This window comes from Pseudomonas brassicacearum (genome assembly GCF_003732175.1).
In the GTDB taxonomy this organism is placed as follows: domain Bacteria; phylum Pseudomonadota; class Gammaproteobacteria; order Pseudomonadales; family Pseudomonadaceae; genus Aquipseudomonas; species Aquipseudomonas brassicacearum_G.
Genome location: NZ_MOBI01000005.1, coordinates 231,184 through 244,247 on the forward strand (window position 1 = coordinate 231,184; position 13,064 = coordinate 244,247).

Annotated in this window: 14 protein-coding genes and 1 pseudogene; 7 read left to right on the forward strand and 8 right to left on the reverse strand. The window is 60.1% G+C overall.

The window, feature by feature from the left end:
* Positions 1-7 precede the first annotated feature (7 nt).
* A complete protein-coding gene (locus tag BK658_RS05105) occupies positions 8-331 on the forward strand; it encodes a DUF3392 domain-containing protein (protein ID WP_054594469.1) in 324 nt (107 codons plus the stop codon).
* Positions 332-447: 116 nt separating this feature from the next.
* Here BK658_RS05105 and trmB read toward each other — a convergent pair whose 3' ends face one another.
* The 4 genes from trmB to BK658_RS05125 all read right to left on the reverse strand — a co-directional run bounded on the left by trmB (position 448) and on the right by BK658_RS05125 (position 2,704).
* Positions 448-1,173 carry a tRNA (guanosine(46)-N7)-methyltransferase TrmB gene (gene trmB, locus BK658_RS05110; RefSeq protein ID WP_123581338.1) on the reverse strand — a complete coding sequence of 242 codons (726 nt, stop codon included), beginning with the start codon at positions 1,171-1,173 and terminating at the stop codon, positions 448-450.
* Positions 1,174-1,182: 9 nt separating this feature from the next.
* A complete protein-coding gene (locus BK658_RS05115; protein WP_123581339.1) occupies positions 1,183-1,977 on the reverse strand; it encodes a thiazole synthase in 795 nt (264 codons plus the stop codon).
* Between the two features lie 64 nt (positions 1,978-2,041).
* On the reverse strand, positions 2,042-2,242 hold the full coding sequence (gene thiS, locus BK658_RS05120) for a sulfur carrier protein ThiS (RefSeq protein WP_185019777.1): 201 nt from the start codon (positions 2,240-2,242) through the stop codon (positions 2,042-2,044).
* A 90-nt stretch (positions 2,243-2,332) separates the two neighbouring features.
* Positions 2,333-2,704, reverse strand: coding sequence for a DUF423 domain-containing protein (locus tag BK658_RS05125; RefSeq protein ID WP_123581340.1), 372 nt, complete (start codon positions 2,702-2,704; stop codon positions 2,333-2,335).
* Positions 2,705-2,778: 74 nt separating this feature from the next.
* On the opposite strand from BK658_RS05125, the gene mtgA reads away from it, so the two are divergent.
* Positions 2,779-3,501, forward strand: coding sequence for a monofunctional biosynthetic peptidoglycan transglycosylase (gene mtgA, locus BK658_RS05130; RefSeq protein ID WP_123581341.1), 723 nt, complete (start codon positions 2,779-2,781; stop codon positions 3,499-3,501).
* 34 nt (positions 3,502-3,535) lie between these two features.
* Positions 3,536-3,634: pseudogene (locus BK658_RS30265) on the forward strand (metal ABC transporter ATP-binding protein); the annotation flags it as partial.
* A gap of 73 nt (positions 3,635-3,707) precedes the next feature.
* On the opposite strand, the gene rpoH reads toward BK658_RS30265, so the two are convergent.
* The 4 genes from rpoH to ftsY form a co-directional block, all read right to left on the reverse strand.
* Positions 3,708-4,562 carry an RNA polymerase sigma factor RpoH gene (gene rpoH, locus BK658_RS05140; RefSeq protein ID WP_019694095.1) on the reverse strand — a complete coding sequence of 285 codons (855 nt, stop codon included), beginning with the start codon at positions 4,560-4,562 and terminating at the stop codon, positions 3,708-3,710.
* A gap of 113 nt (positions 4,563-4,675) precedes the next feature.
* Positions 4,676-5,698: a permease-like cell division protein FtsX gene (gene ftsX, locus BK658_RS05145; RefSeq protein ID WP_123581343.1), complete on the reverse strand. Its 1,023-nt coding sequence runs from the start codon at positions 5,696-5,698 to the stop codon at positions 4,676-4,678.
* Complete coding sequence (gene ftsE, locus BK658_RS05150; RefSeq protein WP_123581344.1) at positions 5,695-6,366, reverse strand: cell division ATP-binding protein FtsE; 672 nt, start codon at positions 6,364-6,366, stop codon at positions 5,695-5,697. Before ftsE ends, ftsX begins: the two co-directional genes overlap by 4 nt.
* On the reverse strand, positions 6,363-7,922 hold the full coding sequence (gene ftsY / locus BK658_RS05155) for a signal recognition particle-docking protein FtsY (RefSeq protein WP_123581345.1): 1,560 nt from the start codon (positions 7,920-7,922) through the stop codon (positions 6,363-6,365). The genes ftsE and ftsY overlap by 4 nt, the downstream gene beginning before the upstream one ends.
* Positions 7,923-8,529: 607 nt before the next feature.
* On the opposite strand from ftsY, the gene BK658_RS05160 reads away from it, so the two are divergent.
* The 4 genes from BK658_RS05160 to BK658_RS05175 all read left to right on the forward strand — a co-directional run bounded on the left by BK658_RS05160 (position 8,530) and on the right by BK658_RS05175 (position 13,062).
* Entirely contained in the window at positions 8,530-9,891 is a 1,362-nt protein-coding gene (locus tag BK658_RS05160; RefSeq protein WP_123581346.1) for a M16 family metallopeptidase, read from the forward strand.
* A complete protein-coding gene (locus BK658_RS05165) occupies positions 9,884-11,374 on the forward strand; it encodes a M16 family metallopeptidase (protein ID WP_123581347.1) in 1,491 nt (496 codons plus the stop codon). Before BK658_RS05160 ends, BK658_RS05165 begins: the two co-directional genes overlap by 8 nt.
* Complete coding sequence (rsmD, locus tag BK658_RS05170; protein WP_071552950.1) at positions 11,374-11,991, forward strand: 16S rRNA (guanine(966)-N(2))-methyltransferase RsmD; 618 nt, start codon at positions 11,374-11,376, stop codon at positions 11,989-11,991. Before BK658_RS05165 ends, rsmD begins: the two co-directional genes overlap by 1 nt.
* 72 nt (positions 11,992-12,063) lie before the next feature.
* Positions 12,064-13,062 carry a hydrolase gene (locus BK658_RS05175; RefSeq protein WP_123581348.1) on the forward strand — a complete coding sequence of 333 codons (999 nt, stop codon included), beginning with the start codon at positions 12,064-12,066 and terminating at the stop codon, positions 13,060-13,062.
* Positions 13,063-13,064 lie beyond the last annotated feature (2 nt).

Here is a 13,064-nt window from a genome sequence, read left to right on the forward strand (position 1 = left end):
AAATCGAATGGATTTGGTACTCGATCTGCTTGCCACCGTGTCCCGCTGGAGCCGTAGTAACCTGTCGGAAATCGCCCTGGCACTGGTGGGCTGCCTGCTGGTGCTGTTTGGAGCCGATATCAAAGGCTGGATCGATCAACGCCTGGGCAGCATTGCCGGCGCCTTGCGCGTCCCGCTGATGGCCCTGGTGTGCATGATCGGCAGCGGCGCCGCACTGATCTACGCCACACCGTGGATCGTTCGCGGCCTGAGCCAGTTCAACAACTACAGCCTGGCACCGGTGTTGTTGGTGGTGCTGGTATTGATCGGCGTCGTCGCGGATCGCCGCTGACTTTCGGGTACACCACTAAACAACTGTGGGAGCGAGCCTGCTCGCGATGAGGGCATAACATCAACATCTTCGTTGACTGTCAGACCGCTATCGCGAGCAGGCTCGCTCCCACAGGTTTATGCCAGTTTTTCGAACTTCAAATCCCACACGCCATGCCCAAGGCGTTCGCCGCGGCGTTCGAACTTGGTGATCGGGCGCTCGGCTGGGCGCGGCACGCACTTGCCGTCTTCGGCGAGGTTGCGGTAGCCCGGCGCGACGTTCATCACTTCCAGCATGTACTCGGCATACGGCTCCCAGTCGGTAGCCATGTGCAGCACACCGCCGACTTTCAACTTGCTGCGTACCAGCTCGGCGAACGACGCCTGAACGATACGACGCTTGTGGTGACGACTCTTGTGCCATGGATCCGGGAAAAACAGCATCAGGCGATCGAGGCTGTTATCGGCCACGCAACGGTTGAGCACTTCGATCGCATCGCAATCGTAGACCCGCAGGTTGGTCAGGCCTTGAGTCAGCACGCCATTGAGCAACGCGCCGACACCTGGACGGTGTACTTCAACGCCAATGAAATCCTGATCCGGCGAAGCCGCGGCCATTTCCAGCAGCGAATGGCCCATGCCAAAGCCAATTTCCAGCGAGCGCGGTGCCGAGCGACCAAACACCTGGTCGAAGTCCACCGGCGCGTCGGCCAGCGGCAGGACGAACAGCGGCGTGCCCTGGTCCAGACCGCGCTGCTGGCCTTCAGTCATGCGCCCGGCGCGCATCACGAAACTCTTGATGCGGCGGTGTTGGCGCTCTTCGCCTGCTTCCGTCTGGATAGGCGTGTCGTTCGATTCAGTCATCAATGGCTCTTACTTGATCAGACCATCCAGCGGCGAGGAAGCGCTGGCATAGAGTTTTTTCGGCATGCGCCCGGCGAGATACGCCAGACGACCTGCAACAATGGCGTGTTTCATCGCTTCAGCCATCAGGATCGGCTGCTGCGCGTGGGCGATGGCCGAGTTCATCAGCACCGCTTCACAACCCAGTTCCATGGCAATGGTCGCGTCGGATGCAGTACCGACACCAGCATCCACCAACACCGGGATCTTGGCTTCTTCGAGGATGATCTGCAGGTTGTACGGGTTGCAGATCCCCAGGCCCGTGCCGATCAGACCGGCCAGCGGCATGACGGCGATGCAGCCGATTTCCGCCAGTTGACGGGCAATGATCGGGTCATCGCTGGTGTAGACCATCACGTCGAAACCTTCCTTGACCAGCACTTCGGCGGCCTTGAGGGTTTCGATCACGTTAGGGAACAGGGTTTTCTGGTCCGCCAACACTTCCAGCTTCACCAGGTTGTGGCCGCCGAGCAGCTCACGGGCCAGGCGGCAGGTGCGCACAGCCTCGGTAGCGTCGAAGCACCCGGCGGTGTTCGGCAGGAAGGTGTAGCGATCCGGCGACAGGACTTCGAGCAGGTTCGGTTCGCCCGGGTTCTGGCCGAGGTTGGTGCGGCGCACGGCGAAAGTGACGATCTCGGCACCCGAGGCTTCGATGGCCAAGCGGGTTTCTTCCATGTCACGGTACTTGCCGGTACCTACCAGCAAGCGCGACTGGTAAGTACGACCGGCCAGGACGAAAGGCTTGTCGCTGCGAACGTTGCTCATCGGAAATCCTCTGTTGGGGTGAGGTTCTTGCAGAATGCTGTGGGTGCTCGGTAATCCGAAGGGTCTAGCCGCCGCCGATGGCGTGTACGACCTCTACACAATCGCCTTCCTTGAGAGCAGTTTCCGTGTGCTGGCTGCGCGGGACGATATCCAGATTGAGTTCGACCGCCACTCGGCGTCCGGTCAGTTCCAGACGGGTCAGCAGGGCCGCAACGGTTTCACCGTCGGGCAGTTCAAGGGATTCGCCGTTCAACTGAATGCGCATACCGGATGCCGCCATCATTTTTAGGGGCCAGCATTCTAGCCCGATCAGTCAGGTCGACCCAAGCCATTCGTCTTGAAACGGACCCTTAAGTCAGCTCAAGCGCCAAGCGGCAATTCCCAGACACAGCCAGCCCACAAGGAACGCCAGACCGCCGAACGGCGTAACGATGCCCAGCTTGCTGACGCCGGTCAGGGTCAGCAGGTACAGGCTGCCGGAAAACAACAGGATGCCGATGGCAAATGATACGCCGGCCCAAGTGATCAAACGCCCGGGAATCTGCGTGGCCAGCAGTGCCATGCCCAGCAATGCCAGGGTATGCACCAACTGGTAGGTGACGCCGGTGTGGAAAATCGCCAGGTATTCGGCACTCAGGCGGTCTTTCAGGCCATGAGCGGCAAATGCGCCCAGGCCCACGCCGGTGAATCCGAAAAAAGCGGCCAGCATCAGAAAGCCACGCAGCATGAGGAACTCCAGTCAGAATCATCGGGCAGGGTCTGTATAATGGCCCGCTCGACGGGTTCGGCCAAGCCATCTCTATGCTGCGTTTAATGTTCCGCCGTTTCACAAAAGCCCTGCTCTGGTTCGCCGGTGGCAGCGTATTGCTGGTGCTGTTGTTTCGCGTCGTTCCGCCTCCGGGGACAGCGCTGATGGTCGAGCGCAAGATTGAATCCTGGGTCGATGGCGAGCCTATCGATCTTCAACGCAACTGGCAGCCGTGGGAAAACATCTCCGATGACCTGAAGGTCGCGGTAATGGCTGGCGAAGACCAGAAATTCCCCGAGCACTGGGGTTTCGACTTCGGCGCGATTCAGGCTGCACTGGCCCACAACGAACTTGGCGGCTCGATCCGCGGCGCCAGCACCTTGAGCCAGCAAGTGTCGAAGAACCTGTTCCTGTGGTCCGGTCGCAGTTGGTTGCGCAAAGGGCTGGAAGCCTGGTTTACCGGGCTGATCGAAGTGTTCTGGCCCAAACAGCGGATTCTTGAGGTGTACCTCAACAGCGTGGAATGGGATGACGGTGTGTTTGGCGCCGAAGCGGCTGCCCGACATCACTTTGGCGTGAGCGCCCGGTCGCTGAGCCGTCAGCAAGCCAGTTTGCTGGCCGCCGTACTGCCAAACCCGCGAGTCTGGAGCGCCGGCCATCCGAGCCCTTATGTATTGCGACGCGCGAGCTGGATTCGACAGCAAATGAGCCAGTTGGGTGGCGACAGCTACCTGATCGGGATCAACTCTTCGCGCCATGCGCCTTGGTCCCAGTAACCGATCACAATTCCAGCAGCATTGAAGATCTACTGTGGGAGCGAGCCTGCTCGCGAAAGCGTCGGGTCAGTCGACATCAATGTTGAATGATCAACCGTCATCGCGAGCAGGCTCGCTCCCACAGGAGGCCGGTGTGAAGCAGGAATATAGGGCACAAACAAAAACACCCCGATCAATGATCGGGGCGTTTTTTATTGCGCTACCGCTTAAGCAGCAATCGACAGCTTGAGCTTGTTCATCGCGCTCTTCTCGAGCTGACGAATACGCTCGGCCGACACGTTGTACTTCTGCGCCAGGTCGTGCAGCGTGGCTTTTTCTTCTGCCAGCCAACGCTGGTAGAGGATGTCGCGGCTGCGGTCGTCCAGCACTTCCAGCGCTTCGTGCAGGTTGTGGGTGGAGTTGTCGGTCCAGTCGGCATCTTCCAGTTGACGGGCCGGGTCGTACCGGTGGTCTTCCAGATAGTTGGCCGGCGACTGGAAAGCGCTGTCGTCGTCCGCTTCGGCGGCCGGGTCGAAGGCCATGTCGTGGCCGGTCAGGCGGCTTTCCATCTCGCGAACTTCCCGCGGCTCTACGCCGAGGCTTTCAGCTACGCGATGGACTTCCTCGTTGTTCAGCCACGCCAGACGCTTCTTCTGGCTGCGCAGGTTGAAGAACAGTTTGCGCTGGGCCTTGGTCGTGGCGACCTTGACGATGCGCCAGTTGCGCAGGATGAATTCGTGGATTTCAGCCTTGATCCAGTGCACTGCAAAGGACACCAGACGCACGCCCATTTCCGGGTTGAAACGCTTGACCGCTTTCATCAGGCCAACGTTGCCTTCCTGAATCAGGTCCGCCTGGGCCAGGCCGTAGCCGGAATAGCTACGGGCAATATGTACAACAAAACGCAGGTGGGCGAGCACCATCTGCCGAGCCGCCCCCAAATCCTGCTCATAGTAGAGACTCTCGGCCAGTTCACGCTCCTGCTCTGGTGTCAGCAATGGAATGCTGTTCACCGTGTGCACATAAGCCTCCAGGTTCGCACCTGGGACCAGAGCATAAGCAGGTTGCAAAGAAGTGGTCATACGAAAAAACCTCCGACTCATATAACTCGTGCAGTTCAGCACTGCGAAAAGTTGACCGGGAACCGAAGGACAAGTTCCCCTACACGCTGAAAGGTCATACAAGCAATAAGACACTACTTCGGTGCGAGCTCTCTCAAATGGCGCGCTACCGCAATCCAAGCACCGATATACCCCAACAGCACTGCGCCTAGCAAGAGTGACAGTCCATCGGCAACCGGTACCCCGGTCAACGCGAAATTACTGCCATACAAGCCGGCCAGCCCAACCACTGCGTCGTTCAGCCAGTTCAGGCCAAACGCCAGAACACCCCAGGAAAGAATCCCCGCACCGAAGCCATATAGCGCGCCCATGTACAGAAAGGGCCTACGCACATAGCTGTCAGTGCCGCCAACAAGTTTAATCACTTCTATCTCTGTGCGGCGGTTTTCAATATGAAGACGAATGGTATTGCCTATCACCAAAAGTAATGCAGAAACCAGCAACACGGTCAGGCCGAAGACAAACCGCTCGCCCAGCTTGAGGATGGCCGCCAAACGCTCGACCCAGACTAGATCAAGTTGCGCCTGTTGTACCTTCGGCAACTCGGAAAGTTTTTGTCTTAATGCTTCAAGGGTTGCCTTGTCGACTTCGTTCGGAGTGACCAGCACCACCCCAGGCAACGGGTTCTGCGGCAGCTCCTTGAGCGCCTCGCCCAGACCGGACTGTTGCTGGAACTCTTCCAGCGCCTGTTCGCGGCTGATGTATTCGGCGTCGGCCACACCCGGCATGCCTTTGATTTGCTCGCGCAGTTGCTCGCCTTCGTTGGCGCTGGCATCGATCTGCAAGTACAGCGAGATCTGCGCCGCACGCTGCCAGGAACCACCCAGACGTTCGACGTTGTTCAGCAACAACGACAAGCCCATCGGCAGACTCAGGGCAACCGCCATTACCAGACAGGTGAAGAAGCTGCCGATGGGCTGCTTGCCCAGACGCCGCAGACTATCCAGCAAACTGGCGCGGTGACTTTCGATCCAGGCGCGCAGCAAGGTGCTGAAGTCCGGACCATCGTCTTCGTCGCGCTTTTTCTTCTGTGGTTGCGGATCGGCGGCCTTCGGGGCCACGCGCTCGGAAACCTTCGGACTGCGTGTTGCACTCATACCCCGGCCTCCCCGTCGCCGATCAATCGGCCACGTTGCAAGGTCAGCATGCGATGACGCATGCGAGCGATCAGCGCCAAATCGTGACTGGCGATCAGCACGCTGGTGCCCAGACGGTTGATGTCTTCGAAAACGCCCATGATTTCTGCTGCCAGACGTGGATCGAGGTTACCGGTCGGTTCATCCGCCAGCAGCAAGGCCGGGCGATGGACGATGGCGCGGGCAATGCCGACGCGCTGTTGCTGACCGGTGGACAGGTCGCCCGGGTAGAGGTCGGTCTTGTCCGAGAGTGCAACCCGCTCCAGGGCCGAATCCACGCGCTTGGCGACTTCAGCCTTGGACAAGCCCAGAATCTGCAACGGCAAGGCGACGTTGTTGAACACCGTACGGTCAAACAGCAACTGGTGGTTCTGGAACACCACGCCGATCTGCCGGCGCAGGTACGGGATCTGCGCGTTGCTGATGGTCGCCAGGTCCTGCCCGGCCAGCAGCAGTTTGCCGGTGGTCGGACGCTCCATCGCAAGCAACAACCGCAGCAAGGTACTTTTACCGGCGCCGGAGTGGCCGGTGACAAACAAAAACTCGCCCCGACGGACTCGAAAGCTCAGCTCATGCAAGCCGACGTGACCGTTCGGATAGCGCTTACCAACCTGTTCGAAACGAATCATGAACGCTCCCGCTCGGCAAATAGTGCCTGGACAAAGGGTTCTGCTTCAAAGGTACGCAAATCATCGATGCCTTCACCGACACCGATGTAGCGAATCGGCAGACCAAACTGCTTGGCCAGGGCGAAAATCACCCCACCCTTGGCCGTGCCATCGAGTTTGGTCAGGGCCAGGCCGGTCAGTTCGACCGTCTGGTTGAATTGCTTGGCCTGGCTAATGGCGTTCTGGCCAGTACCAGCGTCGAGTACCAACAGCACCTCATGCGGCGCATCGGCGTCGAGCTTGCTGATGACCCGGCGAACCTTTTTCAGTTCTTCCATCAGGTTGTCTTTGGTGTGCAGGCGACCGGCGGTATCGGCGATCAACACGTCAATGCCACGGGCCTTGGCGGCCTGTACCGCATCGAAGATAACCGATGCCGAATCGGCGCCGGTGTGCTGGGCGATCACCGGGATCTTGTTGCGTTCGCCCCAGACCTGCAATTGCTCGACAGCCGCCGCACGGAAGGTGTCACCGGCCGCGAGCATGACTTTCTTGCCTTCAAGTTGCAGCTTCTTCGCCAATTTACCGATGGTGGTGGTTTTGCCGGCGCCGTTGACGCCAACCACCAGAATCACGAAAGGCTTGTTCTGCGAGGTGATTTTCAGCGGCTGCTCGACAGGCTTGAGCATGTTGGCAAGCTCGGCCTGCAAGGATTTGTACAGTGCATCGGCATCGGCCAGCTGCTTGCGCGCGACCTTCTGGGTCAGGCTCTGAATGATCACCGATGTCGCTTCGACACCCACGTCAGCGGTCAGCAGGCGGGTTTCGATGTCTTCAAGCAGTTCGTCATCGATGATCTTCTTGCCGAGGAACAGGCTGGCCATGCCCTCGCCGATGCTGGCGCTGGTTTTCGACAGGCCTTGCTTCAGGCGGGCAAAGAAGCCGGCTTTGGTTTCTTCGGTGCGCGCCGGTTCGGCTGCAACCGGAGCCGCAACCGGAACGACCGGAGCAACCGGCGCTGGCGCTGTTACCGGAGCCGAAACGACGGGCGCTGGGGCAGGCACAGGTTCTGGAGCACGTTCTGGAGCCACGAATGCGGCAATCACCGGCTGAGGCAGATCAGGCTCATCAACCATCAGCTGTTCAGCCGCCGGTTCGATGACGGGGACTGGTTCGACCACCAGCAGCTCTACCGCTTGCTGGACCACTGTCGGCGCAGGAATCGGTGGCGTGATATGCGGCGCCAGCTCGTTTTCGACCAGGGCCACCGGCTCTTCAGCTACCGGCAACGTCAACCACGGTTTGTGTACGACTTCCGGCGCGCGCGGTACTTCAGCCACTGGCGCAGGCGCTGGCTCGACAACCGGTTGCACTACCGGCTCGGCTATCGGCGATACGACGGCGGTCGGCGCTTGCGCAACGGGCGCAGCTTCTATTACCGGCTCAAGCGCAACTTCTTGAAGTGGCTGTGGCTGTTCGACGGCGGGTTCCTGCGGCTTTTTGCGCAGCCATCCGAACAGGCTTTTCTTCTCGCCAGCCGCAGCTGGGGTCTTCTTGTCGTCGTTGGAACCAAACATGGAGGACGGCTATCTCACGGTAGCGACGCGCCAATGGCGCCTCGGCAAATAAATATTCAATGCAGAACAGACTGCGTTTCACCCAGCTTGTTCACGCGCAACATTTTGTCGAAGTGCTCAACAGCACCTCAAGGATCAATTTCACGAAGGACTGAACTGGCAAAATCGGCGAAAAAGCGGAGTTTAGCTGATAAACAGAGGCTTTCCGCCGTGAACCCATACAGCCTGATCAAGCACAAAAGCCTGATAGGCGTGGCCGCCAGTAAAACGGACCGTTATCCTAGGGCGTGTCATCACTCATTACCAGTACCGCGTGGCCGCCTGAAAACGGGCCAGGCAAGGCGCAGGCCGCAGGGAATGTGCTCTCCTTCCCAAGGACTGCAACGCAGCATGGCCCGTTTTCAGGCGCCACCCGGAGGGCCGGGCCTGAGAGTGCGCAGGGCTGCGTTGCTCGGAGTTTATTTGGAATGACCAAACTGCACTCCTCGCGCCTTGCCCTGCGCACTCTCAGGCTCCGGCGCGGTACTGGTAATGAGTGATGACACGCCCCAACCTCTCGCCCGCCGACGCTAAGACCTAGCGGGCAGCCCAACAGGTTTAAAAACGAATGAATGCTCTAGCCCGCCGCGCTGCAGGCCTGCTGCTCAGCACAGTTTGTCTGCCCCTTTCAGCTTTGGCTGCCGACCCCCAACCGACCCACGAATTCACCCTCGACAACGGCCTCAAGGTCGTCGTGCGCGAGGATCATCGGGCACCCGTGGTGGTTTCCCAGATCTGGTACAAGGTTGGCTCCAGCTACGAAACCCCGGGCCAGACCGGTTTGTCCCACGCCTTGGAACACATGATGTTCAAGGGCAGCGAGAAAGTCGGCCCTGGCGAAGCGTCGTTGATCCTGCGCGACCTCGGCGCCGAAGAGAACGCCTTCACCAGCGACGACTACACCGCGTATTACCAGGTACTGGCTCGTGATCGCCTGGGCGTGGCCTTTGAACTGGAAGCCGATCGCATGGCCAACCTGCGCCTGCCGGCCGACGAGTTCAGCCGCGAGATCGAAGTGATCAAGGAAGAGCGCCGCATGCGCACCGACGACAAGCCGATGGCCAAGGCTTACGAGCGCTTCAAGGCCATAGCCTACCCGGCCAGCGGCTACCACACGCCGACCATCGGCTGGATGGCTGACCTGGATCGCATGAAGGTCGAAGAACTGCGCCACTGGTATAAATCCTGGTACGTGCCGAACAACGCCACGCTGGTGGTGGTCGGTGACGTAACCCCGGACGAAGTCAAAGCCCTGGCCCAGCGCTACTTCGGGCCGATCCCGAAGCGCGACGTGCCGCCAGCGAAGACTCCGCTGGAACTGGCCGAGCCCGGCGAGCGCCAGATCACCCTGCATGTACAAACGCAATTGCCGAGCCTGATGCTGGCCTTCAACGTGCCGAGCATCGCCACTGCGCAAGACAAGCGCTCGGTCAATGCCCTGCGGTTGATCGCGGCATTGCTTGATGGCGGCTATAGCGCGCGCATCTCGGCGCAACTGGAGCGCGGCGAAGAACTGGTCTCCGGTGGTTCATCGAGCTACGACGCCTACACCCGCGGTGACAGCCTGTTTACCTTGTCGGCAACGCCGAACACCCAGAAACACAAAACCATGGCCCAGGCCGAAGCCGGTCTGTGGAAACTGCTCGAACAGCTGAAAACCACCGCACCTTCGGCTGATGAAGTTGAACGCGTACGTGCACAAGTGATCGCCGGCCTGGTCTACGAGCGTGATTCGATCACCAGTCAGGCCACTGCCATTGGTCAGCTGGAAACCGTCGGTCTGTCGTGGAAGTTGATGGACACCGAACTCGCCGAGCTGCAAAGCGTGACACCGGAAGACATCCAGAAAGCCGCCCGCACCTATTTCACTCGCGAACGTCTCAGCGTTGCGCATGTACTGCCACTGCCCGAGGAAACCGCTCATGAGTGAGAGTAAAAAACCACGCCTGGCCCTGATCGGCCTGGTACTCGTCGCACTGGTCGCCGCACTCGGCTTTTACTTCAGCCGTTCGACCGAGACCCATGCCAGCGAAGCCCTCGACCAGGCCAAGGCCAGCAAAAAGCTGCAATCACTGACCGAACTCGACGGTAAAGCGCCGAGCCACCGCACGCTGGACGTGCAAACCTGGAAAACCGCTGAAGGCTCCAAGGTGCTGTTCGTCGCAGCCCCGGAGTTACCGATGTTCGACATGCGCCTGATCTTCGCCGCCGGCAGCAGTCAGGACGGTGATAAACCTGGGCTGGCCGTGCTGACAAACGCCATGCTCAACGAAGGCATCGCCGGCAAAGATGTTGGCAAGATCGCTGAAGGCTTCGAAGGTCTTGGCGCAAACTTCGGCAACGGTGCCTACAAAGACATGGCCGTCGCCACGTTGCGCAGCCTGAGCGCTGTGGATAAACGCGAGCCGGCGCTGAAACTGTTCGCTGAAGTAGTCGGCAAACCGACGTTCCCGACCGACTCATTGGCACGGATCAAGAACCAGTTGCTCGCCGGCTTCGAGTACCAGAAGCAGAACCCCGGTAAACTGGCGAGCCTTGAGCTGATGAAGCGCCTGTATGGCAACCACCCTTACGCGCACTCAAGCGACGGCAATGCGCAAAGTGTCCCGCCGATTACCGCCGCGCAATTGCGGGCCTTCCACGAGAAAGCCTATGCCGCGGGCAACGTGGTAATTGCACTGGTGGGCGACTTGTCGCGTAGCGAAGCCGAAGCGATTGCCGAACAGGTTTCCGCCGCACTGCCAAAAGGCCCGGCGCTGGCGAAAATCGAACAACCGGCTGAACCAAAAGCCAGCATCGGGCACATCGAGTTTCCGTCCAAGCAAACCAACCTGATGCTCGCGCAACTGGGCATCGACCGTGACGATCCAGACTACGCGGCCGTCTCCTTGGGCAACCAGATCCTTGGTGGCGGTGGCTTCGGCACCCGACTGATGAGCGAAGTACGTGAGAAACGTGGCCTGACCTACGGCGTTTACTCCGGTTTCACCCCGATGCAGGCCCGTGGCCCGTTCATGATCAACCTGCAAACCCGCGCCGAAATGAGCGAAGGCGCACTCAAACTGGTGCAGGACGTGCTCGCCGACTACTTGAAAACTGGCCCGACCCAAAAAGAACTCGACGACGCCAAACGTGAACTGGCCGGCAGCTTCCCGCTGTCCAACGCCAGCAACGCCGATATCGTCGGCCAACTGGGCGCCATGGGCTTTTATAACTTGCCGCTGAGTTACCTTGAAGACTTCATGCAGCAGTCGCAAAGCCTGACCGTCGAGCAGGTCACCGCGGCAATGAACAAACATCTGAGCACGGACAAAATGGTCATCGTTTCTGCTGGTCCGACCGTGCCGCAAAAGCCGTTACCGGCCCCAACTGACAAACCATCCGAGCAGCCGCTCGGGGTTCCGGAGCATTAATGGCCAGTCCATCGCGTCCTAAAAAACCTGTTCATAACGTGCATAACGGCGTGAACCAATTGCGCATCATCGGCGGCGAATGGCGCAGCCGTCGGCTGAGCTTCCCGGATGCTCCGGGCCTGCGCCCGACGCCCGACCGCGTGCGTGAAACCCTGTTCAACTGGCTCGCACCGTACGTTGCCGGGGCCAAAGTGCTCGATCCGTTTGCCGGCAGCGGTGCGCTGTTTCTCGAAGCGCTGTCCCGTGGCGCCGCCATGGGCCAGGCGCTGGACGCTAGCAGCCTGGCGGTTTCCAGCCTGAAAGAACACTTGGGAACACTGCGTTGCACCGTCGGCCAGGTGCAAACCGCCGATGCCTTGCGCTACCTGGAAACCCAGCCAGCGATCGCCTACGACCTGGTGTTCCTCGACCCACCGTTCAACCAGAACCTGTTGCCCGCCGTTTGCACGCTGCTTGAAGAACGCCAATGGCTCGCCGACGACGCGTGGATCTACACTGAAAGTGAAACCGCGCCATCGACCCTCGGTCTGCCAGGGGGCTGGCGCCTGCACCGGGAGCAAAAATCCGGGCGGGTCTATTACGCGCTGTGGCACCGTACGGCAGAGATCGCCGGTTAATCCACCGGCCTGAACAAGGCATGTGCCTGGGGTCAACAACCTCAGGCACATGCCGCTGCATCGAGAACAACCGTGCCTACACCGCCTGATCGTTTCATCCCTGCCTTCGGCCTCGGCAACCCGCACCTGCAAACCTTGTGGGGACCTCTGTGGCGCAAAACCACTCATCTGGATCGACAACGCGAACGCCTGTGGCTCGACGACGGCGACTTCCTCGATCTCGACTGGCACGGGCCGCACAGCGCCGATGCGCCCTTGGTGCTGGTGTTGCACGGTTTGACCGGCTCTTCGAACTCACCCTATGTCGCCGGCCTGCAAAAAGCCCTGTTCACCCAAGGCTGGGCCAGCGTGGCGCTGAACTGGCGCGGCTGTTCGGGCGAACCGAATCTGTTGCCGCGTAGCTATCACTCCGGCGCCAGCGAAGACCTCGCGGCGGCGATCAACCACCTTCGAGCCACCCGCCCGTCGGCGCCGCTGTACGCGGTCGGCTATTCGCTGGGCGGCAACGTGCTGCTCAAGCACCTGGGGGAAACCGGCAGTGGCAGTCAGTTGCAGGGCGCGGTGGCGGTCTCGGTACCCTTTCGCCTGGACCAATGCGCCGACCGCATCGGCCAGGGATTTTCGAGGATCTATCAAGCGCACTTCATGCGCGAAATGCTCGCCTACATCAAGACCAAGCAACAGAAGTTCCTGCACGACGGCCACCACGAGGGCCTGGAGACTCTCGCCAGACTCGGGTCACTGGAGAACCTGCGCACTTTCTGGGATTTCGATGGCCGGGTGACTGCGCCACTGAACGGTTTCAAGGATGCGCATGACTATTATCGCCGTGCCTCCAGCCGTTATTTTCTCGGTGAGATCCGCACGCCGACCCTGATCATTCAAGCAGCCGACGATCCTTTCGTCTTTCTCCACAGCCTGCCGCACGCCAGCGAGCTATCGGACTGCACGCAGTTCGAATTGCAGACCAAGGGCGGGCATGTCGGTTTTGTCGACGGCACTTTCCGCAACCCCGGCTACTACCTGGAACGGCGCATCCCGCGCTGGCTGGCCAACGCAGGTCGCGAGTAAGG

Bases quoted from the DNA above. Each gene is read 5' to 3' on its own strand.
- BK658_RS05105 (WP_054594469.1), top strand. From the start codon at position 8: ATGGATTTGGTACTCGATCTGCTTGCCACCGTGTCCCGCTGGAGCCGT.
- trmB (WP_123581338.1), bottom strand. From the start codon at position 1,173: ATGACTGAATCGAACGACACGCCTATCCAGACGGAAGCAGGCGAAGAG.
- BK658_RS05115 (WP_123581339.1), bottom strand. From the start codon at position 1,977: ATGAGCAACGTTCGCAGCGACAAGCCTTTCGTCCTGGCCGGTCGTACT.
- thiS (WP_185019777.1), bottom strand. From the start codon at position 2,242: ATGCGCATTCAGTTGAACGGCGAATCCCTTGAACTGCCCGACGGTGAA.
- BK658_RS05125 (WP_123581340.1), bottom strand. From the start codon at position 2,704: ATGCTGCGTGGCTTTCTGATGCTGGCCGCTTTTTTCGGATTCACCGGC.
- mtgA (WP_123581341.1), top strand. From the start codon at position 2,779: ATGCTGCGTTTAATGTTCCGCCGTTTCACAAAAGCCCTGCTCTGGTTC.
- rpoH (WP_019694095.1), bottom strand. From the start codon at position 4,562: ATGACCACTTCTTTGCAACCTGCTTATGCTCTGGTCCCAGGTGCGAAC.
- ftsX (WP_123581343.1), bottom strand. From the start codon at position 5,698: ATGAGTGCAACACGCAGTCCGAAGGTTTCCGAGCGCGTGGCCCCGAAG.
- ftsE (WP_123581344.1), bottom strand. From the start codon at position 6,366: ATGATTCGTTTCGAACAGGTTGGTAAGCGCTATCCGAACGGTCACGTC.
- ftsY (WP_123581345.1), bottom strand. From the start codon at position 7,922: ATGTTTGGTTCCAACGACGACAAGAAGACCCCAGCTGCGGCTGGCGAG.
- BK658_RS05160 (WP_123581346.1), top strand. From the start codon at position 8,530: ATGAATGCTCTAGCCCGCCGCGCTGCAGGCCTGCTGCTCAGCACAGTT.
- BK658_RS05165 (WP_123581347.1), top strand. From the start codon at position 9,884: ATGAGTGAGAGTAAAAAACCACGCCTGGCCCTGATCGGCCTGGTACTC.
- rsmD (WP_071552950.1), top strand. From the start codon at position 11,374: ATGGCCAGTCCATCGCGTCCTAAAAAACCTGTTCATAACGTGCATAAC.